This is a genomic window from Streptomyces sp. NPDC050315, assembly GCF_040655775.1.
Lineage (GTDB): Bacteria > Actinomycetota > Actinomycetes > Streptomycetales > Streptomycetaceae > Streptomyces.
On record NZ_JBFAKN010000008.1, the window covers coordinates 96,331 to 117,816 of the forward strand.

Annotated in this window: 18 protein-coding genes; 13 read left to right on the forward strand and 5 right to left on the reverse strand. The window is 73.5% G+C overall.

The window, feature by feature from the left end; translation table 11 throughout:
• The first annotated feature begins 1 nt into the window (after position 1).
• The 9 genes from AB0I82_RS27845 (at position 2) to AB0I82_RS27885 (ending at position 11,078) form a co-directional block, all read left to right on the forward strand.
• Positions 2 to 1,252, forward strand: coding sequence for an ATP-grasp domain-containing protein (locus AB0I82_RS27845; RefSeq protein ID WP_363260104.1), 1,251 nt, complete (start codon positions 2 to 4; stop codon positions 1,250 to 1,252).
• Positions 1,249 to 2,535, forward strand: coding sequence for an MFS transporter (locus AB0I82_RS27850; RefSeq protein ID WP_363260105.1), 1,287 nt, complete (start codon positions 1,249 to 1,251; stop codon positions 2,533 to 2,535). Before AB0I82_RS27845 ends, AB0I82_RS27850 begins: the two co-directional genes overlap by 4 nt.
• A complete protein-coding gene (locus tag AB0I82_RS27855; RefSeq protein ID WP_363260106.1) occupies positions 2,532 to 3,620 on the forward strand; it encodes a GNAT family N-acetyltransferase in 1,089 nt (362 codons plus the stop codon). Before AB0I82_RS27850 ends, AB0I82_RS27855 begins: the two co-directional genes overlap by 4 nt.
• Positions 3,621 to 3,767: 147 nt before the next feature.
• A complete protein-coding gene (gene rsgA, locus AB0I82_RS27860) occupies positions 3,768 to 4,874 on the forward strand; it encodes a ribosome small subunit-dependent GTPase A (RefSeq protein WP_363260107.1) in 1,107 nt (368 codons plus the stop codon).
• A 119-nt stretch (positions 4,875 to 4,993) separates the two neighbouring features.
• Positions 4,994 to 6,436, forward strand: a complete 1,443-nt coding sequence (locus AB0I82_RS27865) for an AlkA N-terminal domain-containing protein (RefSeq protein ID WP_363260108.1) — start codon at positions 4,994 to 4,996, stop codon at positions 6,434 to 6,436.
• The gene (locus AB0I82_RS27870) at positions 6,414 to 6,920 is read left to right on the forward strand and encodes a methylated-DNA--[protein]-cysteine S-methyltransferase (RefSeq protein WP_363260109.1); all 507 of its coding nucleotides are present in this window, start codon (positions 6,414 to 6,416) and stop codon (positions 6,918 to 6,920) included. The genes AB0I82_RS27865 and AB0I82_RS27870 overlap by 23 nt, the downstream gene beginning before the upstream one ends.
• Before the next feature lie 63 nt (positions 6,921 to 6,983).
• Positions 6,984 to 8,270: a protein phosphatase 2C domain-containing protein gene (locus AB0I82_RS27875; protein WP_363260111.1), complete on the forward strand. Its 1,287-nt coding sequence runs from the start codon at positions 6,984 to 6,986 to the stop codon at positions 8,268 to 8,270.
• A gap of 138 nt (positions 8,271 to 8,408) precedes the next feature.
• A complete protein-coding gene (locus AB0I82_RS27880; protein WP_363260112.1) occupies positions 8,409 to 10,151 on the forward strand; it encodes a pyruvate dehydrogenase in 1,743 nt (580 codons plus the stop codon).
• Between the two features lie 444 nt (positions 10,152 to 10,595).
• Positions 10,596 to 11,078 (forward strand): ATP-binding protein, encoded by a 483-nt coding sequence (locus AB0I82_RS27885; protein WP_363260114.1) that lies wholly within the window; start codon positions 10,596 to 10,598, stop codon positions 11,076 to 11,078.
• Between the two features lie 112 nt (positions 11,079 to 11,190).
• Here AB0I82_RS27885 and AB0I82_RS27890 read toward each other — a convergent pair whose 3' ends face one another.
• Together AB0I82_RS27890 and AB0I82_RS27895 are read right to left on the reverse strand one after the other, a co-directional pair.
• On the reverse strand, positions 11,191 to 12,321 hold the full coding sequence (locus tag AB0I82_RS27890) for a DUF2637 domain-containing protein (protein ID WP_363260115.1): 1,131 nt from the start codon (positions 12,319 to 12,321) through the stop codon (positions 11,191 to 11,193).
• Positions 12,322 to 12,556: 235 nt separating this feature from the next.
• Positions 12,557 to 13,405, reverse strand: a complete 849-nt coding sequence (locus AB0I82_RS27895; protein ID WP_363260116.1) for a (2Fe-2S)-binding protein — start codon at positions 13,403 to 13,405, stop codon at positions 12,557 to 12,559.
• A gap of 116 nt (positions 13,406 to 13,521) precedes the next feature.
• On the opposite strand from AB0I82_RS27895, the gene AB0I82_RS27900 reads away from it, so the two are divergent.
• On the forward strand, positions 13,522 to 14,382 hold the full coding sequence (locus AB0I82_RS27900) for a GntR family transcriptional regulator (RefSeq protein WP_363260117.1): 861 nt from the start codon (positions 13,522 to 13,524) through the stop codon (positions 14,380 to 14,382).
• A gap of 94 nt (positions 14,383 to 14,476) precedes the next feature.
• Positions 14,477 to 15,394, forward strand: a complete 918-nt coding sequence (locus AB0I82_RS27905; protein ID WP_363260118.1) for a thermonuclease family protein — start codon at positions 14,477 to 14,479, stop codon at positions 15,392 to 15,394.
• A gap of 7 nt (positions 15,395 to 15,401) precedes the next feature.
• Here AB0I82_RS27905 and AB0I82_RS27910 read toward each other — a convergent pair whose 3' ends face one another.
• From AB0I82_RS27910 to AB0I82_RS27920, 3 genes are all read right to left on the reverse strand, one after another.
• Complete coding sequence (locus AB0I82_RS27910; protein ID WP_363260120.1) at positions 15,402 to 16,193, reverse strand: hypothetical protein; 792 nt, start codon at positions 16,191 to 16,193, stop codon at positions 15,402 to 15,404.
• Between the two features lie 527 nt (positions 16,194 to 16,720).
• Positions 16,721 to 18,016 carry a DUF1266 domain-containing protein gene (locus tag AB0I82_RS27915; protein WP_363260121.1) on the reverse strand — a complete coding sequence of 432 codons (1,296 nt, stop codon included), beginning with the start codon at positions 18,014 to 18,016 and terminating at the stop codon, positions 16,721 to 16,723.
• A 55-nt stretch (positions 18,017 to 18,071) separates the two neighbouring features.
• The gene (locus tag AB0I82_RS27920) at positions 18,072 to 19,739 is read right to left on the reverse strand and encodes a PucR family transcriptional regulator ligand-binding domain-containing protein (RefSeq protein WP_363260123.1); all 1,668 of its coding nucleotides are present in this window, start codon (positions 19,737 to 19,739) and stop codon (positions 18,072 to 18,074) included.
• A gap of 221 nt (positions 19,740 to 19,960) precedes the next feature.
• On the opposite strand from AB0I82_RS27920, the gene AB0I82_RS27925 reads away from it, so the two are divergent.
• Together AB0I82_RS27925 and AB0I82_RS27930 are read left to right on the forward strand one after the other, a co-directional pair.
• Positions 19,961 to 20,863, forward strand: a complete 903-nt coding sequence (locus AB0I82_RS27925; RefSeq protein WP_363260124.1) for a xanthine dehydrogenase family protein subunit M — start codon at positions 19,961 to 19,963, stop codon at positions 20,861 to 20,863.
• Positions 20,854 to 21,486: a (2Fe-2S)-binding protein gene (locus AB0I82_RS27930; protein ID WP_363260125.1), complete on the forward strand. Its 633-nt coding sequence runs from the start codon at positions 20,854 to 20,856 to the stop codon at positions 21,484 to 21,486. Before AB0I82_RS27925 ends, AB0I82_RS27930 begins: the two co-directional genes overlap by 10 nt.

Consider the following 21,486-nt stretch of genomic DNA (forward strand, 5'->3'; position numbering starts at 1 on the left):
TATGCAGCGCATCGCCTTCCTCCGGTCCGCCGACATCCGGCGGGCCGACCCGTACATCCACGGCATCGCCCCCGCCCTGGCGCAGCTCGGTGCCGAGGCACGCCTCTTCCACACCAGCGGCGACTGCGGCCCCGAGCTGTTCCCGGGTACGAGCGAGCGGCTCGGATCCGGCGCAACCCCGGACGAGTTCGTCGAGCGGGTACGCGCCTGGGGGGCCGACGCGGCCGTGGCGATCTCCCTGCCGGACGAGAACGCCCTGCGCGACGCCGTCGTCAAGACCAAGCTCGAGGCCCTGGGCATCCGCACCGTCATGACGCCCCTCGCCGCCACGCGCGTCCTGTGCGACAAGTGGGAGACCAAGCGGGTCCTGAACGCGCACGGCATCGCCACTCCGCCCGCCGTCCTGATCGACAGTGACCTCCTCAACGACCGGGCGCTGCCCGTCCCGGCCTACCCGGACGCCGTTCGCCTCGCCGCGCAGGACCTCGGCTATCCCCTCATGGCGAAGCCGCTGTGGGACTCCACCAGCATGGGCATCGAGTTCCTCCCGGATCCGGCGGCCCTCGACGGCTATCTGGCCGCCCGGCCGGCGGCGCACGCCGTCCTGGAGAAGTGCGTCAGCGGACGGCTCTGTTCGGTCGACATCGTCGGAGCCGGGGGCCACTACACCGTCATGCCGCTCATCTGGACCGGCACCGCGGGCGGCCCTCCCGCGTTCACCTTCGAAGACCTGCGCTACGCCGACCCCACCCGGGACGACGATTTCCAGCCCACCGCGCAGCGCCTGGTGGAGCTGTGCACGGATCTCGGGGTCGAGGGGTCCGTCAACGTCGACATGATCCACGCCGACGGGGTCTACCACGCCCTGGAGATCAACCCCCGGATCGGCGGCGCCACGACGCTGTCCATCGCCGCCGGTGGGCTCAACACCTTCGCCGCCCTCCTCGACATCCTGGGAGGCACCTGGCCGACCCGGACCGGCGCGCCGGCCGAGCGGTTCGCGATCGAGTGCCTCACCGCGAACCCCACTCCCACGCTGCTCGCCGAACTCCGCGCCCGTATCGACCTCGTCACCTGCCACGACCTGGTCATCGACGGCCACAACCACGGCGGCATCCTCACATTCACCGTGGAGCGGGGCGATGAGCGACGTGTCGTGAAGGACCTCACCGAGCTGTGCGCGCAGACCGACTTCATCGCGGCCCCCATGCTCGACAAGATCCGCCGTCTCCTGACTCCCGCGGGCCGGTGAGCACCCTCACCGGCAGGCCACCGGCCGGCCGTCGCCGTGGGCTGCGGGCCAGGGCCGGGCTGCCCGTGCTCACCGGAGCGGGCCGCTTCGTCGCCGCGCACGCGGTCGACAGCCTCGGCACCGGGCTCGTCTTCGCCTTCACCGTCGTCTACCTCACCCACGCCACCCACCTCTCCCTCGCGGCGATCGGTGCGGCGCTCACACTGGGAAACCTCCTCGCGCTGCCCGTACCCGCGCTCGGCGGGCTCCTGATGGACCGCTTCGGCCCGAAAGCGGTCGTCGCGATCGCCAACCTCGTCTCCGCCGCAGGGTTCGCGGTGTTCCTCGTGGTCGGCTCCGCGTGGCAGATCAGCCTCGCCTACCTCATCGTCCAGGCCGGCATCAACCTGTACTGGACGGCCGCCCGAAACCTGGTGCCCCTGGCCTGCGTACCTGGCGAGGAGCGCCTGTGGTTCGGGTTCATCTCGTCGCTGCGCAACGTCGGCATCGGTGCCGGCGCCGCCGTCTCCGCCATCGCCCTGGGCGTGTTCGGCCCGGACGGCCTGCACCTGCTCATCGCCGTGAACGTGGGCACGTTCCTGGGTGCGGCACTGCTGTTCCTCACATGGAAGCCCACCAGAGGCCCGGCCGCGCCCGGCCCACCGGAGGACAGTGCTGAGCCGGCCCGGCGGGGAAGCTGGTCGGCCCTCCTCCGGGACGGCCGCTACCTCCTGCTCGTCGCCGCCAATCTGGCCTTCGTCCTCGCGCAGATGGTCCCGCCGGTCCTCCTCGCGGTATACGTCACCGACACCCTGCGCGCGGGCGCGTGGATCCCGGGCACCCTCCTGGTCGTCAACACCGCCGCCGTCGCCGTCCTCACCTCCGTCATCACCCGCCGCTCGGCCCGCCACCACTCGCACCGTGTGATCGCGGGCGGGTTCCTCGTCGGCGCCGGCTCCTTCGCCGTCTTCGCCGCGCCCCTCGCCTGGCAGGGCGGGCCCGGCTGGGCCGTGGCGACTCTTCTGATGGCGGCGATGCTGCTGTTCACCCTGTCGGAGATCCTCTGCTCGCCCGCCCTCAACGAACTCTCCGTCTCCTTGGCCCCCGCCGAGGCCAACGGCCGTCACCAGGCCGCCTTCCAGCTGTCCTGGTCCATCGGCGGCGCCGTAGCGCCCGTTGTCCTCACTGCGCTCCTGAGTCAGCAGCCCGTCCTGCCCTGGCTGCTGCTCGCCTCCCTCAGCGTGCTCGCCGTCCCCGCCACCCGTGCCCTCGCCCCGCCCGACCGGGAGGAACCTCTGCCGTGATCCGCACCCTCATACCCGACATCGGAGACGTCCCCGTCGCCTCATGGGACGCCCTGACCGCGCAGGCGGGCCTGTACCTCTCCCACCAGTGGCTTGCCGCCCAGCAGCGCGACCCCACCGCCCAGGTCCGCTACGCCCTGGTCCACGACGACGGCCACCTGGTCGCCGCCGCACCGCTGTACGTCGTCGACACCGAACCCAACGCCCTCTACCGCGTGCCCGAGATCCTCCCCGACCGGACACCGGCCAGGACCCTGCTCGCGGGAGCCCGCCGCGGCTACGTCAACGCCCCTCTCCTCCACCCCCGCCTCACCCCCGACCGGCGGCGCGAGGCCCTGAGCCGGCTCGTGGCGGCCGCCGAATCCCTCGCCGCCGCCCAGGAGGCACAGCCGTGGTGGCTGTACGTCACCGACGCGGCGGCCTCCGAACTCGCCGACGCCTGCGGCACAAAGCCCGTGCGGCTGGGCCAGGACGCCCGTATCCCGCTGCCCGGCAGCACATTCGACGACTACCTGGCCGCCCGGCCCTCCAAACGGCGCGTCACCATCCGCCGCGAGCGCCGAGCATTCGCCGAAGCCGGATACGAGCTCCGCACCCTACGGCTCTCCGAGTGCGCCGACGCCGCCGGCGCACTGCTGGCCCAGCTCCAGGAGCGCCACGGCCACGCGGCCGACCCCGCCGTCATGGCCCGGCTGCTGCGCGACCAGGCCGAGGGCATGGCCGACAGCGGAATCGTCTGCGCCGCGTTTGCCGAGGGCCGCATGGTCGCCTTCAGCCTCTTCTACCGCCACGCCGGCACCGTCTGGCTCCGCGCCACCGGCTATGACTACGCACGGCTGCGCGGCGCGCACGAGTACTTCAACCTCGTCTACTACCTCCCCATCGAGGACGCCTACGCCCATGGCGCCACCGGCCTCCATCTGGGCATGGAGTCCCTCCGCGCCAAAACCCTCCGGGGAGCCACCACTTCGCCGCTGTGGGCGATCGAAGGGGGCGGGAAAACGGTTGGCGCTCCTGCCCGGGGCTGGTCTAAGTTCAGCGGTGTTCCGGACGGTGGCCCGGGGGGTGCCGTCATTGGCTGTTGAGGAAACGGGAGGTGAGTACTGATGACTGTCGTTGCGATGGGCGCTGCCCGTATCCGGAAGTTCATCACGTCCACCTCTGTGGTCTCCGGCTGACGCGAACACACTCCTGCGCGGCCGGGACCGCACCCGTGTGAAGGGTTCATCCCGTTGTCCGACCTCACCGCCGCGCACCCGCTGACCGCCTATGGCTGGGACGAAGGGTTCGCGGAGAGTTTCACGTCCTGCGCCGGACAGGGCTGCCTGCCCGGCCGTATCGTCCGCGTCGACCGTGGCCGCGTGGATGCCGTCGTGCCCGACGGCGACGGCGTCCGTACCGTGCTCGCGAGCACCGCGCTCGTGGCCACCGGCGACCCGCTCAAGGTGCCGTGCACCGGCGACTGGGCCGCCATCGATCCCGGCAGCGGGCCGGACGCCGTCGTCCGCGCGCTGCTCCCACGGCGTACCGCACTGGTGCGGTCCGCCTCCTCCAAGCGCTCCGAAGGCCAGATCCTGGCCGCCAACGTCGATTACGCGGTCGTGGCCGTCTCCCTGGCCGAGCCGCTCGACCTGGGGCGCGTCGAACGCTTCGTATCCCTGGCGTGGGAGAGCGGCGCCACCCCCGTCGTAGCGCTGACCAAGGCGGACCTGGTGCCGGACGCGGCGGGCCTCGCCCACCTCGTCGCCGACACCGAGACCGTCGCGCCCGGTGTGCCGGTACTGGCGGTGAGCGCGGCGACCGGCGCCGGCCTGGACGTCCTCGCGGCGGTACTGGCCGGCGGCACGTCCGTGCTGCTCGGCCGGTCCGGCGCGGGCAAGTCCACCCTGGCCAACGCGGTGATCGGCGCCGACGTCCAGGACGTGCACGCCGTACGCGACCGGGACGGCAAGGGGCGGCACACCACGACCACCCGCGACCTGCTGGTGCTGCCCGGCGGCGGGGTGCTGATCGACACCCCGGGGCTGCGCGGCGTCGGCATGTGGGACGCCGAGGAGGGCCTCGCGCGTACCTTCACCGATGTCGAGGAGCTCGCGGCCGACTGCCGCTTCCACGACTGCGCGCACACCGCCGAGCCGGGGTGCGCGGTGCTGGCGGCAGTGGACGCGGGCGACCTGCCGCAGCGCCGCCTGGAGAGCTACCGCAAGCTGCTCCGCGAGAACCAGCGCATCGTCGCCAAGACCGACGCCCGGCTCCGCGCCGAGCTGCGCCGGGACTGGAAACAGAAGCAGGCGCTCGGGCGGCACATGGGGGAGCGGAAGCGGGGTACCCGGCCGTAGCGGTCGGTCCCGGGCCGCCCGTCAGCGGGCGGCCCGGTCGCTTCGCGCGCCCGAGTGCCTCGAACGCCATGTCCGATTTCCGCCGGAAGCGGCTGCGGCGATCCCGCACACTGGACGGTGTGAAGGACGAAAGCAGCAGGTACGAGGCGGTGGCGAGCCGGGACGCGCGCTTCGACGGAGAATTCTTCTTCGCCGTGGTGACGACCGGCATCTACTGCCGCCCGAGCTGCCCCGCGGTCACCCCGAAGCGTGTCAACGTGCGGTTCTTCCCGTCCGCTGCCGCCGCCCAGGGCGCCGGCTTCCGGGCCTGCCGCCGCTGCCGCCCGGACGCCGTCCCCGGCTCCGCGGACTGGAACGTCCGGGCCGACCTGGTGGGCCGCGCGATGCGCTTCATCGGCGACGGCGTCGTCGACCGCGAGGGCGTCGCGGGCCTCGCCGCACGGCTCGGTTACAGCGCCCGCCAGGTGCAGCGCCAGCTCACCGCCGAGCTGGGCGCGGGGCCGGTCGCGCTGGCCCGCGCCCGCCGCGCGCACACCGCCCGCATCCTGCTCCAGACCACCGGCCTGCCGGTCACGGAGCTGGCATTTGCGGCCGGTTTCGCCAGCGTGCGCCAGTTCAACGCGACGATGCGGGAGATCTACGGCAGCACCCCCAGCGAGCTGCGCGCCGCGGCCCGCGGACGCGCCGCGCGCGGGGAGCCGGGCACCCCCGGCGGCATCCCGCTGCGGCTCGCCTTCCGGGGCCCGTACGCCGCCCGGGAGATCTTCGACGATCTGCAGGAAGCGGCCGTACCGGGCGTCGAGGAGGTCATCGGGACCGCCGGCGCCCGTACGTACCGCCGCACCCTGCGCCTCACCTACGGCACCGCCGTCGCCGAGGTCGGCGAGCGGCCCGGCGGGCCCGGCGGACCGGCCCGCTCCGGCTGGCTCGACTGCCGGCTGCACCTCACCGACCTGCGCGATCTACCCACCGCCAACCAACGGCTGCGCCGCCTGTTCGACCTGGACGCCGATCCGTACGCGGTCGCCGCCCGGCTCTCGGCCGACCCGCTGCTCCGCCCGCTGGTCGCGGCCCGCCCCGGGCTGCGCTCGCCGGGCGCGGCCGACCCGGCGGAGCAGGCGGTACGGACCGTGCTCGGCGGGCCACCGGAGCGCGCCGCCGCCCTCGTACGGGCATATGGCAAGCCGCTGGACACCCCCGACGGCACGCTCACCCACCTCTTCCCGACGCCGGAGGAGCTGGCCGGGGCGGACGTAGGGGAGGGCATACGGGCGCTGTGCGCGGCGCTCGCCGACGGCACGGTGGATCTCGCGGCGGGCGCGGACCGGGACGCCGCCGAGCGGGCCCTCGCCGCGCTGCCGGGCGTCGGCCCGGCCGCCGCCGCGGCCATCCGGAGGCGCGCACTGGGCGACCCCGACGTGGCCCCGCCGGACGCGGCCCCCGAGGCGGAGCACTGGCGCCCGTGGCGCTCGTACGCCTACCAGTACCTGCGGCACACCGACCATATGGACCATCCCGACCCGAAGGACAGCATCAACCATGCCGCTCTACACGCTGCTTGACAGCCCGCTCGGCCGGCTGACCCTCGTGGGCGAGCCGTCGGCCGACGCCCGGGGCGGCACGGTACTGACCGCGCTCTCCGTCCCCGAACAGAAGGGCGGCATCGTGCCGTCGGGTGACTGGACCCGCGAACCGGCCGCCTTCGCCGAGGCGGCACGGCAGCTCGGCGAGTACTTCGAGGGCGAGCGCCGGGACTTCGACCTGACCCTGGCCACCCGCGGCACCGCCTTCCGCGAGCGCGTCTGGACGGCGCTGGACGCCATCCCGTACGGCGAGACCGCCAGTTACGGGGAGATCGCCCGCCGCATCGGGGCCACCCGGCCCGCCGTACGGGCCGTCGGCACCGCGATCGGCGCGAATCCGCTGCTGATCCTGCGCCCCTGCCACCGCGTGATCGGAGCCGACGGCTCGCTCACCGGATACGCCGGTGGCCTGGACCGCAAGCGCACCCTGCTGTCCCTGGAGGGTGTCGACGCGGCCCGGTGACGCGTCGCGGAGCACTCTTTTGTGCACTGTCTCGCGGCCGCGCAGGCATGGACAATACGGTCCATGAGTCAGCAGGGGGACACACGCGGACACGAGGACCACTGGTGGCGCGAGCTGTACGAAGCGGGCGACGGCAAGCCGGGTGACGCGGGGCCCACGACCGCGCGGGACTCGCTGGACGACCGCGTCGACTCGGTCCTGCGCACGCTGGACGAGGCGGATACGGCCGAAGCAGCCGAAGCCGCCGACGAGGCCAAAACAGTCGAAGCCGTCGAAGCCGTCGAAGCCGTCGACGCCGCCGACGAGGTCGTGGAGCCCGAGCCGCCCGTCCCCGTCGTGGAGTTCATCGGGGACCGGCCGCCCACGTACGCGGCCGAGCCGGTCGCGCTGCCCGCCGCCGACCCGGCCGACCTCGCCGGGCTCGTCCCGGACACCGAGCTGGACGGCGCGCAGTACGGCACGCTCACGCTCCGCGCCGCATCCGTACGGGGCGACTCCGCCCGGTACAGGGGCGATCCGCGCCGCGACGCCCTGCTCACCGCCCGCTTCGGCAGCGGGCGGCAGACCCTGATCCTGATCGCCGTCGCCTCGGGGGCGCACGGTTCGCCTGAAGGGCACCGCGCGGCGCGGGACGCCTGTCAGTGGATCGGCGCCGCCGTCGGCCGCTCCGGCGCGCGGCTGGCCGACGACATCCGTAGCGGCCGCCGCGAAGCCCTCAAGTCCGGGCTGCAGCGGCTCACCGACCGCGGCTACGGCCGGCTGCGGGCCCGCGCGGCCGAGCTGGGCCTGGACCCGCGCGAGTACACCGCTTCGCTGCGCTGCCTGCTGCTGCCCGCCGACCCGGCGTGCCGCACCCGGGTCTTCTTCGGCCTCGGCGGCGGTGGGCTCTTCCGGCTCCGGGACGGCGTCTGGCAGGACCTGGAGCCGCCGCGGCCGCCGGACGAGGCGGTCGGCGGGCCGGTCGTCGGGTACGGCACACAGTCGCCCGGCATCCCGGCACAGCGCGGCCTCGCCGGCCAGGAGTCGGCTGTGCGGGACCCGGAGCCGACGATGAACCTGGGGGCCGGCCTCGGGCCCGCCGGGGCCGGCACCGAGCAACCGGACGCCCGCGAACCCGTAGGCGAACCGTTCCGCTTCCGCGCCTCCGTGGCCCGCTCCGGAGACACCCTGCTGCTGTGCAGCGCGGGGCTGGCCGAGCCGCTGCGCGAGGCGCCCGACTTCGCCGCGCGGCTGGCCGGGCGGTGGGCCGAGACCGAGCCGCCGGGCCTGGCCGCTTTCCTGGCCGACGCCCAGCTGCGCGTCAAGGGTCACGCGAAGGACCGCACGGCCGCGGCGGTGTGGGACAGCTGAGCCGCCCGCCGGACCGCGGTGTGGGACCCGGCTCGGCGCCGGGAGGGAGTGGTAGAACCGAACCAATGCCGCTGAACCGGGCAAAATGCCCGACGGGCGGCGCGAGCCACTGATCCCCACCCGAAGGGCGTGCGCGCGATGGCGAAGCAGACCGTGGCCGAGCAGTTCGTCGACATCCTGGCGCGCGCCGGGGTCAAGCGGCTGTACGGAGTCGTCGGCGACAGCCTGAACCCCGTCGTCGACGCCATCCGCCGCACCTCGGCCGTCGACTGGGTCCAGGTCCGGCACGAGGAGGTCGCGGCGTTCGCGGCCGGCGCCGAGGCCCAGATCACCGGCCGGCTCGCGGCCTGCGCCGGCTCCTGCGGACCGGGCAACCTCCACCTCATCAACGGCCTGTTCGACGCGCACCGTTCGATGGCCCCCGTACTGGCCCTCGCCTCGCACATCCCCTCCAGCGAGATCGGCACCAGCTTCTTCCAGGAGACCCACCCCGACCAGCTCTTCCAGGAGTGCAGCCATTACTGCGAGCTGATCTCCAACACCCGGCAGATGCCGCGCGTCCTGCAGACCGCGATCCAGCACGCGGTGGGTCGCAGCGGCGTCTCCGTGGTCGCGCTGCCCGGCGACATCGCGGGCGAGCCGGCCCCCGAGCGCGCCGAGGAGCACGCGCTGGTCACCGCGCGGCCCTCCGTACGCCCGGGCGACGCCGAGATCGCGCAGCTCGCCCGCATGATCGACCAGGCCGGCAAGGTCACGCTCTTCTGCGGCAGCGGTACGGCGGGCGCACACGCCGAGGTCATGGCGCTGGCCGAGAAGATCAAGTCGCCGGTCGGGCACGCACTGCGCGGCAAGGAGTGGATCCAGTACGACAATCCGTACGACGTGGGCATGAGCGGTCTGCTCGGATACGGCGCCGCCTATGAAGCCACGCACGAGTGCGATCTGCTGATCCTGCTCGGCACGGACTTCCCGTACAACGCGTTCCTCCCCAAGGACGTGCCCATCGTGCAGGTCGACGTGCGCGCCGAGCACCTCGGCCGCCGCTCCACGCTGGACCTGGCCGTCTGGGGCGACGTACGGGAGACGCTGCGCTGCCTGACCCCGCTGGTCCAGGAGAAGAAGAACCGCCGCTTCCTGGACCGGATGCTGAAGAAGCACGCCGACGCGCTGGAGGGCGTGGTCAAGGCGTACACCCGCAAGGTGGACCGGCACGTCCCGGTCCACCCGGAGTACGTCGCCTCCGTACTGGACGAGGAGGCATCGGACGACGCGATCTTCACCGTGGATACGGGGATGTGCAATGTCTGGGCGGCGCGTTACCTCACGCCCAACGGGCGCCGCCGCGTCATCGGTTCGTTCAGCCACGGCTCGATGGCCAACGCGCTGCCGCAGGCCATCGGCGCGCAGCTGACCGACCGCCGGCGACAGGTCGTCTCGATGTCCGGCGACGGCGGATTCTCCATGCTGATGGGCGACTTCCTCACCCTGGTGCAGCACAACCTGCCGGTGAAGGTCGTGTTGTTCAACAATTCCTCACTCGGGATGGTCGAGCTGGAGATGCTGGTGGCGGGCCTGCCCTCGTACGGCACCGGCAACCAGAACCCCGACTTCGCGGCCATCGCCCGGGCGGCGGGCGCGTACGGCGTCCGCGTGGAGAAGCCCAAGCATCTGCGGGGCGCGCTGCGGGACGCCTTTAAGCACAACGGTCCCGCGCTCGTCGATGTCGTCACCGACCCGAACGCGCTGTCCATCCCGCCGAAGATCAGCGCCGACATGGTGACCGGGTTCGCGCTCTCGGCGGGCAAGATCGTGCTGGACGGCGGGGTGGGCCGGATGGTGCAGATGGCCCGGTCAAACCTCCGCAACATCCCACGTTTCTGACCTCCGCACCATCCACGCTTCTGAGCCGTTACCGTCCAGCGGGGCACATGCCCCGCACCTGTGCCTCTCCGCGGCAGAAGGAGTCAGGCGCTTCCGAGCTGCGCTGCGATGCCGCGGCGGCCCGGACGCGGGCGTAGCCGCACCGGGACACTCGGTGGACCCCGCGCCGCGATCTCCTCCGGGAAGCCGTGCACCGGGTGCGGCAGCGGGCCGGTCGACAGCGAGGGCGAATTCGTCCTACGGACGGCCGTGCCGCGCGCATGTTTCTGCCCTTGTCATGACCGCCGGGCCGGACCTTGGTCGGGACCAGCCGGGCATCTCGTGGCATATGCGGAAGCAGGGGGCGAAGCTTGGGGCGTATCCCGGTGGGCATGCATCGATCTGAGGTTGTTCGAAAGATCGGGGATGAAGATCGGGAACACCGGAGCGCTCGGGGCGGGGAGGATGAAGCGTCAGCCTGTACGGGGCGAGCAACTGCACGGACGGACCGACGGGCCGGTCACCGGCCCACTCGGCGGCCGTGGCGGCACATGGACGGAAGGGCAGCGGCCGAGGGCCATCCGGCACCGGCTGCGCCGCGCCGACCTCACGGCGGTGGCAAGGGTCCGCAGGGACCTGCGCCACCAGCTGGCCCACTGGGGGGACACCAGCAGGTCGGACATCGCGGAGCTGCTCATCAGCGAGCTGGTCACCAATGCCCTGGTGCACACCGACCGGGGCGCCGTGGTGACCGTGACGGTCACCGACCGCCTGCGGGTGGAAGTACGGGACTTCGTGTCCCGGCGGCCGCAGCCCCGCAGACCGACCACCGAAGGCACTTCGGGGAGAGGACTGATGCTGGTGCGCTCGCTCGCGGACGCCTGGGGCATACGGATGCACGGGGTCGGCAAGTGTGTGTGGTTCGAACTGGGCGGCACGGCGGTGTGACTGCCCGTGCCGGAATCGGTGAACGTGCGGCGGGCCGCCCCTTGAAGGGGGCGGCCCGCCGCTCTGTTGTCACGCCGCGCTGTCCTCACGCCGCGCTGTCCTCACGCTGCGCTCAGCCGAACTGCCGCTCGATCTCGGCGAGTTTCTCCTCCAGGGAGTCCAGCCGCGGGATCGTCTGCGTGTCGTCCTCGGCGGTGAGGTCCACGGTCCGCGGGCCCGGCCGCTCGGCGCCGCCGGTGCGGCCCGTACGGCCGGTCACGGCCTTCAGCGTGGGGCGCGACCGCGGCCGGCCGCCCTCCGCTTCGGCGGCCGGGCTCTCGGTCAGGGGCGGCGCCTCTATCGCGGGGGTGTCGACCGCCCGGCCGCCGGCCGCCTGGCCCTCGATCGCCGGGGTCTCGGCCTGCTGTGCCACCGGCCGTCCGGCTGTCATGGCAGGCAGCTGACGGGCGTGGCGCCCCCAGCGGTGCTGCCGGTTCAGCGCCCTCACCCGGGCCCGGTCCAGCTTGTCCTGCTCGCGCCGACGGCGCCGCGCCTGCTCCTTCTCGCGGCGGTCCTCGCGTACTTCGTCGACCGCCTCGTCCAGGCTCCGCACGCCCTCCAGCAGCATCAGCGACCAGGCGGCGAAGGTCTCGCGCGGGGCACGCAGCCAGCGCACCATCCGGATCTGCGGCAACGGCCGCGGCACCAGGCCCTGTTCGCGCAGCGCCGCCCGGCGGGTCTGCTTCAGCGCCCGGTCGAAGAGGACCGCGGCCGACAGCGACATGCCCGCGAAGAACTGTGGCGCGCCCGCGTGATCCAGGCCGCGCGGCGCGTGCACCCAGTTGAACCACGCGGCCGCGCCCGCGAACGTCCACACCAGCATCCGGGAACCGAGCGCCGCGTCACCATGGCTGGCCTCGCGCACGGCCAGTACGGAGCAGAACATCGCGGCACCGTCCAGGCCGAACGGCACGAGGTACTCCCAGCCCCCGGAGAGGTTGAGGTTCTGCCGGCCGAAGCCGACCAGGCCGTGGAAGGAGAGCGCGGCCGCCACCGCGGCGCAGCAGAAGAGCAGCAGGTAGGACGCCGAGCCGTAGACCGCCTCCTTGCGGCGCCGGCGTTCCTCGCTGCGCTCCCAGGAGTCGTCGGCCGCCTTGTCCGCGCTCCGCTTGCCGCGCAGGACCACCGCCACGGCCGCCGTGACGCCGATGAGCAGCAGGGCCCCCGGGACGAGCCAGTCCAGCGATATGTCCGTCATTCTCATCTGGGACCCCTTGCCTCTTGCCTCGCGGTACGCGTTTTCGCGCGACATCCTGGCGGAGTCGGCCGGTACGGCAGGGGCTTTCGGGGCAAGAGGACGCCAAGGAGGCGACCAGGGCCGCCGAGAGGGGCGAACTGTTCGTACAGCCTTCAGGGCGGCGGCAGTTGAGTTCGATTGCCGCCACTCGATCGGGTGATGAGGGAGCGGAGCGCCGTGGCGGGGGAGTGGAGCGCCCGGGTCAGGCGCTCGCGGTGAGCCGTGCGACCCGGTCCGCGTCACACGTACGCGGACAGGTGACGCAGGTGTCTTCCGGGCGCACGGTGTAGAACATGCAGCAGCTCGCGCGGTCCCGGGTCGGGAGCTGCTCGCCGGCCGGGCCGGTGAGCTCGCGGAAGCCCGCACCGCCGACGTACGGCGCCGTCGAGCCCGGCAGCAGCCGCGCCACCTCGGCCACCGCGCGCGGCTCCTCGCCGAGCAGATGGCCGAGATACCACAGCCCCTCGACGATCTCGTCCGTCGCCATGCCCCACAGGGCGCGCGGGCCGCGCCGCACGCGGGGCCGGAAGCCGTCCAGTACCGGCCCGAGGTGCTCGGCGACCGCCGCCCGCACCTCGGCGCGCAGCGCCTCCTCGTCGGCCACGACCACGGCGCCCGGCAGCCCGGCCGCCGGGTCGTCGGGCAGGCACGCGAAGGAGGTGATCCGTACGGCGGCGTGGCCCAGCTCGCGCGGGAAGAAGACGGCGCCCGCGGGCAGCCGGGGCACCCGGCGGTGCAGGAACCACGGCATGGTGATCAGCAGGCAGGCCGGCCAGGCGTACCGGTGCAGGCCGAAGCTGGCGACCACGTCAGGGCGGGCGCGCTTCCCGTAGTTCTTGATCACCTGCGCGTCGTCCCACGCCAGGAAGGCGTCCAGGGCCGCGCCGCCGTCCGCCAGCTCCGCCGCGCTCGTCCAGTCCTCGCCCGCCGGGGCCGCGTCCTGGGGCCCGAGCTCGGTCACCCGCAGGCTCGGGAACACTTCGGTGAGCCGGGCATAGGCGCCGGTCACGGGGGAAGGGGAGGGCGGGGCGGCGAGGACGGAAGCGTTCATGCGGAGGACCACCGATTCGCGTCGTAGGCAGGTAAGGCTTACCTTAGCGGAACTCTCCGAGGTTTGAACTGCGGCAGGGGCCGCCTATGGTGCTCAAGGACATCAGGAGGTACCCCATGGAGCAGCGCGGAGCGGAAGAGCCGCCGCGGATACGCGCCCGCGTGCCCGCACAGGGGCGCCCCGAGGCGGTACGCGACCGGCACCCGGCCGACGGCGACGGCGCCGTCACCCACGCCGTCGCGGCCCCGCCTGCAGTGTCTCCCGTCACGCCGCCGACCGCGGGACCTGCCACGGCGCGTGTCGCCGCCCCCGAGGCGCCGCCCGCCGCGCCCTCCGCGCCCTCCGTACGCAAGCCGCAGCGGCACTCCGTACGCGCACAGGTCCTCGCCGCGCTCCGTGACGCGCTGCTCTCCGGCGAGCTGGCCCCCGGCGCCGTCTACTCGGCGCCTGCGCTCGCCGACAGCTTCGGCGTGTCGCCGACGCCGGTCCGCGAGGCGATGCAGCAGCTCGCCACCGAGGGTGCGGTCGAGGTGGTCCCCAACCGCGGCTTCCGGGTCGCCGAGCGCACCCCCCGCGACCTCGCCGAGCTGGCGGAGGTACGGGCCATGCTGGAGGTACCGGCCGTACTGCGGCTGGCCCGCACGCTGGCCCCCGAGCGCTGGGAGGAGCTGCGCCCACTGGCCGCCGCGACCGTCACGGCCGCCGGCCACGGCGACTGCGTGGCGTACGCGGAGGCGGACCGCGCCTTCCACCGCGCGCTCCTCGCCCTGACCGGCAACCGCCAACTGACCCTCGTCGCCGAGGACGTACAGCGCCGCACGTCCTGGCCGTGCGCCGGCACGCGGGTCGGCGTCGCCGACCTCCTGGCCGACGCCTCGGACCACATGGCCCTCCTCGACGCCCTCCTGGCCCAGGACCTCCCGCTCATCGAACGCATCGCCCGCGATCACCTCACGGGGAACCGCTTCCTCCACTGAGCCACCCGTCCCCGGACATCACCCGACTGGCGGCCCCTGAATTGCCGTGCTCTGCTGGGAAGAGCACGATCCCTCTCGGCCGGAGGCGGCCGCCATGAACCACTCCTCTCAGCAGCCCTCGTCGCCAGGGCTTCGCCGCCGCGGAAAGGCGCGGCTGGTCTCCCTGTTCGCCGCGCCGGCCGCGCTCGCCGTGTTCGCCGGCGTCGGCTGCGGCGAGAGCGGCGGCCGGATGGACGCCGACCCGGATCCGGCGGTGACCGAGACGGGGGCGGAGGCCCCCGAACCGGCGGCGGAGGGCGCCGAGGATTCCGCCGACGCACCCGGTTCCGCCGAGGAGCGGCGGAACACCGGGAACGCCTCCGTAGCGCGCATCATCGACGGCGACACGCTGGAGGTCTTCGGCGGAGGCGGCATCCTCCCGGCCGACGCCGGGGCCACCGTCCGCCTGCTGGAGATCGACGCCCCCGAGGTGGGCACCTGCCACGCCGACGAAGCGACCGACCGCCTCTCGGACCTGCTGCCGCTGGGCTCCGACATACGGATCGAACGCGATGAGGACCTGAAGGACCCCTACGGCCGTTATCTGCTGTACGTGTGGAACGACGGAGGGGAGTTCGTCAACGAGGCGATGGTCTCCGGCGGGGACGCCAAGGCGACCCTCTACCCGCCCAACGACAAGCACTGGCCGACGATCTCCGGGGCGGCCGACGAGGCCGAGCAGGTGGAGGCGGGGCTGTGGGCCGGTTGTGACGAGACGTCACCTGCTTCGGATCCCGCGGACACGCCCACTGACCTGCCGACGGACGAGTTCGCCGACATACCCACTGACGAGCCCGCCGACGTGCCCACCGACACTCCCGAGACCGAGCCGTCGCAGGACACCTCGCCCGCGGAGCCGCCGGCGGGCGGCCCCGACGTCGACTGTTCCGATCTGTCGGGACCCACCCCCGTGGGGCCGGACGATCCTTACCGCCTCGACCGGGACGGCGACGGCGTCGGCTGCGACGAATGAGGCCCCGTCACGCCGCCGTGATCAGCTGGTCCGCCAGCCACGTAGGCACGCCGTCCATGAGGCGGAAGAGGCGGGCCGCCTCGGCGCGGAGCCGGGCCGCGTCCTCTTCCGGGGCGGCGTCGGCAAGGGCGGCGAGGGCCGGGGCGGTGCCGATCAGATAGCCCAGCTCCTCGCGGATCCGGAGGGATTCGGCGAAGCCGTGCCGGGCCTCCGCCAACTCCCCGTCGCGCAGGGCGAGTCCGGCCAGATGGCGCCAGGTGAAGGAGAGCAGGAGCGGGTCGTCGTGGGCGGTCGCGGCGGCGTGTGCGCGGCGGTAGGCGGCCCGCGCGGACTGCGGGCTGTCGGCGATGTGCTCGGCCACCAGGCCGCGCCGGAAGTCCAGCAGCGCGCGCCCCTCGGCGGCCGGCGGCAGCAGTGCCGCGGCGCGGCCGAGCGCGGCCCTGGCCTCGTCGGCGCGGTCGCGTACGCCCAGGACCGTGGCGGCGTAGGCGAGATGGCCGCGCTCGCAGGCCGCGTCGCCGCGCTCGTCGTCGGTGCCCGCGCGGGCCTCGGCGTACCGCAGCGCGTCCTCGGCCTCGGCCCAGCCCGCGCAGGTGAACATGGAGCGCTCCACGAGAAGCGCCGCGCGGCGGAGCGCGATGGCCGGGTGGGCCGCGGCGTGTGGTTCGAGCAGTGCGGCCGCGTCGTCCCAGCAGCCGCGGGACCGGAGCCGCCAGACCGCCCGGTCCAGTGGGCTGTCCCCGTCCTTGGTCCCGTCCGCGGCCGGTCCGGCGGTCCTGGCCGCCGGCAGTCCCGTCACCGGTGCTCCCGGCACCGGCAGTCGTTCGACGGGCCCTTCGGACCCGTTGGTTTCGGCAGATTCCGGCATGGCGGTGTCCGCCACATTGCCCTCCCCGAGCGCACCTTTGAGCTGGACTGGAAGCAGTGGGCGAATCTCAGCACGAATTTCGGCGTGGGGCCAAGGGGCTGGGTGAATGATTTCACAATCTCCGGTGGGCCGTGTACGAAGCGGAGTTGAGCCGCTAGAGCGGCCGATCATGGCTGCCCGGCGGGGTGCGCGCACGCAGCGGTCGATCGTCGACCGCCCTGACCTGGCGCTTCGATCGCCGTCGCGGCGGCGCGCAAAAGCCGCTCCAACGAGTGATTCGGATTCGCGCACCCGGCCCCGCGCCGTGCACCCTCCACCGCCCGCCCCGTGATCCCGCCGCCCCGTCCCGGTGCAGGAGACGCCGGTGGACGCGTGACGGAGTACGGACCACCGGATGCGAGGGGTACGGAGTGCACTCCGGCGGTGCGGAGATCATCACCGTCGCCGACCGCGCGGCCCTACTCCCATGGGATGTTCCGCCACGGGCTGGCCGGATCGGTGGTGAGGATGCGGTGCGCGGTGGCCATGTCCTCGTACCAGTGGCCGAACTCCTCCTCGTCGAACTGCAGGCAGCGGCCGAGGATGAAGCCGGCGGAGAAGTCCTCCCAGGAGCGGTACGCGCTCCGGCTCGCCGCGCCCGCGCGCAGCACCGCCTGCTCCGCCTCCGCCAGCGTGCAGTAGCGCGCGCCGAGCCCCCAGCGGGCCATGCCCGAGGCGCGTCCGTAGTCCCATGCCTCGACGGACCGGACGAACTTGCCCTCGGGCAGTACGCCGTCCGCGCGGAACCGCGCCTCGTACCGCGCGATCCGCCCGATGAGCCGCTGCACCCCCGCGACCTGCGAGGCGACCTCCGCCTCACTGGGCGGTTCGGTCTTCGTCACGCCGTCCGGGGTGAGCTTGACCTCGGCGCCCTTCTCGGCGTTGTGCCGCAGTACCCGCTCGGCCACCCCGCGCCAGTGGTCCACGCTCACGGCGCCCGCGAAGTCCAGCGCGAGCGAGCGCCGCACGGCGAGTGCGAACTCCCATACCTCGCTGACCATGTCGGCGGCGGTCAGCCGCTCCTGGGCCTGCTGCCACGTCGCGCGGTCGGTGACGTTCCAGAACTCGGCGAGCTGCTTCTTCTCGGGGTAGTAGCCCCGGCCGTGGTGGGCCATGGCGTTCCACGGCTGGCCGTTCTTGACGAACAGCAGCGCCCCGCAGGCCAGTCCGTACGCCACCGGCCCGTGCAGCGGTCCGCCCACGTGCAGGGCGCGCAGCCTGATCCCCTCATCGTCGGATGAGGCGGCGGCCTCCGCCGCGTGCCGCTGCCACACGGCCCGGTGCCCGGGGGAGGTCGGGAAGTACGCCTCGCACGGGCTGCCGGGGTTGACGGCCAGCCACGGCGGATCGTGCGCTTCCCAGTTCCGCGCGTACCAGTCCAGCGAGCCGGACCAGAAGACCGGGTCCTCGACGGGTGCGGGCAGCATGCCGACGGTGAAGGCGGCCAGGCAGGGCGTGCCGGTCCGCCGGTCCCAGTACGGCTGGAAGCGCACCGTGCCAGGGTGCGCGTCGGCCGCCGCGCGGGAGTCGGCGATGAAGAGCTCGGTGCGAGCCAGTACCTCGAAGTAGGCGGCCCAGTCCCCGCGGGTCTTCGCGTCGTACAGCCGCTGCTCGATCTCGCTCGGCGCCTGCCAGGCCGGGGCTGCCGGTTCCGTCGGTTCCGGTTCCGCCGGCTCCGGCCCGGCGGCCGCCTCCGGCCCGTTCGTCGTCGCCATGGGAAAACCTTATCGAGCCGTGATCACGGGGCGCGCGGGGCCTGTCGCGGCGTGATCAGGTCATCCGCAGCGCCAGGAAGAAGTCCAGCTTGTCCTCCAGGCGGGACAGGTCGCGGCCGGTGAGCTGCTCGATGCGGCCGACGCGGTACCGGAGCGTGTTGACGTGCAGGTGCAGCCGGGCGGCGCAGCGGGTCCAGGAGCCGTCGCTGTCGAGGAACGCCTCCAGGGTGGGGATCAGCTCGGCGCGGTGCCGCCGGTCGTAGTCCCGGAGCGGGTCCAGGAGCCGGGCCGTGAAGGCGCGGCGCACGTCGTCGGGGACGAACGGGAGCAGCAGGACGTGCGAGGCCAGCTCCTCGTGGCCTGCGGCGCACACGGGGCCGGGCCGGGCCGCCGCGACCCGGCGGGCGTGCCGGGCCTCCTCCAGCGCGCCGCGCAACCCCTCCGCCGAGTGGACGGCGGCGCTGACGCCGATGGTGAGCCGGCCGTCGTCGGCGAGCCCGCGGGCCAGCGGCTCCTGGACCGCCCGGAGCAGCGCCTCCGCCTCCATGCCCTCGGCCTTGGTGTCCGCGTCGTCCTCGTGCAGCGCGGGCAGCGGTACCAGCGCGACCGCCTCGTCCCCCGTGTGCGCGACGGCGATGCGGTCCGCCGGGTCGGGGCCCGCGCTGGCGGGATCGACCAGGATCTCTTCGAGGAGGGTCTGCGCGACCTGGCCGCCGGGCAGGTCCCCGCCCTCCCATTCGACGCGCGCGACCACGACCTGCCAGTGCGGCGCCGTGCCCAGGCCCGGCAGCAGCACGGGCGCGGCGACCCGCAGACGGGCGGCGATCTCGGCGGGCGCGGCGCCGGTCTGGACGAGCTCCAGCACCTCCTGGGCGAGCCGGCGGCGCACCGTACGGGCCGCGTCGCGCCGGTCCCGCTCAACGGCGATCAGCTGTGTGACGCCCTGCAGCAGGTCCAGCCGCTCCGCCGGCCAGTCCCCGGCGTCCGCCTCGACGGCCAGCAGCCAGTCCGAGAGCACGGTCTCGCGCAGGTCGCGGCCGCCGCTGCGGATCGGGAAGAGGGAGTACGTGCTGTTGCCCAGCAGGACCCGGTGCGGGCTGCGCCGCCCGCTGCGCGCCGCCGCCAGGTGCTCGCCCGCCAGCCGGGCGCCGACCGCCGCGTCCCCGGCGGGCGTGCCGTCGCCGCCCGGTGCGGCACCCGCGATCCGCCGTCCGGTGGGGGAGAGGACCCAGGCCCTCAGGTCGAGGTCGGAGCCGAGGAGGTCCAGGACGACCTCGGGGCCGCCGCCCGCCGGGCCCGAGGTCATCAGGCGGCGGTGCCGGTCGACGACGGCGGCCAGGTCGCCGGCCCGCTCGCCGGAGACCTGCCGTACGACGTACTCGGTGACTGTGGCGAAGGAGACCGACTCGGTGACGGAGAAGAGCGGCAGGTGGTGGTGTGCGCAGGCCGCGATCAGGTCCTCGGGGACCGGGCCGAGCTCCGCCGTGCCGGCCGCGAGACCGGCGACCCCGGCCTGGGCCAGAATGCGTACGAAGGGCTCGGAGTCCTCCGGCGTGCGCCGCCAGGCGAGCCCGGAGAGCACCAGCTCGCCGCCGGAGAGGTAGCGGCTGGGATCCCGCAGGTCGGTGGTCATCACGCCGCGGACCGTACGGTCCAGCTCGTCCTCGCCCCCGAGCAGCCGCAGGCCCAGGGATTCGGTGTCCAGGAGTGCGCGGAGCCGCATGACGTTGCCCGCCGATCTTTCTGTCTGGTGTTGCCGGTGGAATACCGCGAGGTTGCCGAGCCCCGCTTTTCGTTCGAATCTACAAGACAGCTGCCTTGGCCAGCCAACCGCTTCATGGTTTCGGTGACTGCACCGGGTATGCGACTGGCACGTGTACTGGGTCACATCGCGTTACTGCAACATGAACGACCGATGGACGACTTGCGAGAAGAGGGCCGCTCATGGAGTTCCTTCGCCCCGCCAGCTGGGACGAGGCGCTGGCCGCGAAGGCCGAGCACCCCACCGCTGTGCCGATCGCGGGCGGCACCGATGTGATGGTCGAGATCAACTTCGACCACCGCCGCCCGGAGTACCTGATGGACCTCAACCGCATCGGTGATCTGGGGGAGTGGGAGACCGGTGCGCAGACCGTACGGCTCGGCGCCTCCGTGCCGTACACCCACATCATGGAGCACCTCCGCGCCGAGCTGCCCGGTCTGGCGCTCGCCTCGCACACCGTCGCCTCCCCGCAGATCCGCAACCGCGGCGGTGTCGGCGGCAACCTCGGCACGGCGTCCCCCGCCGGTGACGCGCACCCCGCGCTGCTCGCCTCCGGCGGCGAGGTCGAGGTGGAGTCGGCGGCCCGCGGCGCCCGCATGATCCCCATCGACGAGTTCTACCTCGGTGTGAAGCGCAACGCCTTGGAGCCGGACGAGCTGATCCGCGCCGTCCACCTGCCGAAGGCCACCGGGCCGCAGCAGTTCTCCAAGGTCGGCACGCGCAACGCCATGGTGATCGCGGTGTGTGCGTTCGGCATCGCGCTGCACCCGGAGACGAAGACCGTACGCACCGGCATCGGCTCGGCCGCGCCCACCCCCGTACGGGCCAAGGAGGCGGAGACCTTCCTGGCCGCGGCGCTGGAGGAGGGCGGCCACTGGGAGTCCGGCGCGCCGATTCCGCCGTCCGTGGCGAAGCAGTTCGCCCAGCTGGCGAGCGGCGCCTGCAACCCGATCGACGACGTGCGCGGCAGCGCCACGTACCGCCGGCACGCGGTCGGCGTCATGGCCCACCGCACGCTCGGCTGGGTCTGGGAGTCGTACCGCGGCGGCGGCCGCACAGCACGAGGAGGTGCCCAATGCGCGTGAAGTTCACCGTCAACGGCCGCGAGCAGACGGCCGACGACGTCTGGGAAGGCGAGAGCCTGCTGTACGTGCTGCGCGAGCGGATGGGCCTGCCGGGTTCGAAGAACGCCTGCGAGCAGGGCGAATGCGGCTCCTGCACGGTCCGGCTGGACGGGGTGCCGGTGTGCTCCTGTCTGGTCGCTGCCGGGCAGGTCGAGGGCCGCGAGGTCGTCACCGTCGAGGGGCTGGCCGACTTCGCCAGGCAGCGCGCCGAGCGCGGCGGCTGCGGTGCGGGGGTCTGCGGCGGCAAGGGCACGACGCTGGACGAGGCGAAGGGCTGGGCCGCCAGGCCCACCGGCACGGGCGACAGCCAGGCCGGTGAGCAGGGCACCTCCCCGCATACAGCTCTCTCGCCCGTCCAGCAGGCGTTCATCGACGCCGGCGCCGTCCAGTGCGGCTTCTGCACGCCCGGCCTGCTGGTCGCCGCCGATGAGTTGCTGGAGCGCAACGCCCAGCCCTCCGACGCCGACATCCGCGAGGCGCTGTCGGGCAACCTGTGCCGCTGCACGGGTTACGAGAAGATCCTCGACGCGGTCCGTCTCGCGGCCGCCCGCGGGGAGTCCGAAACCGCAGGAACGGGGGCCTGA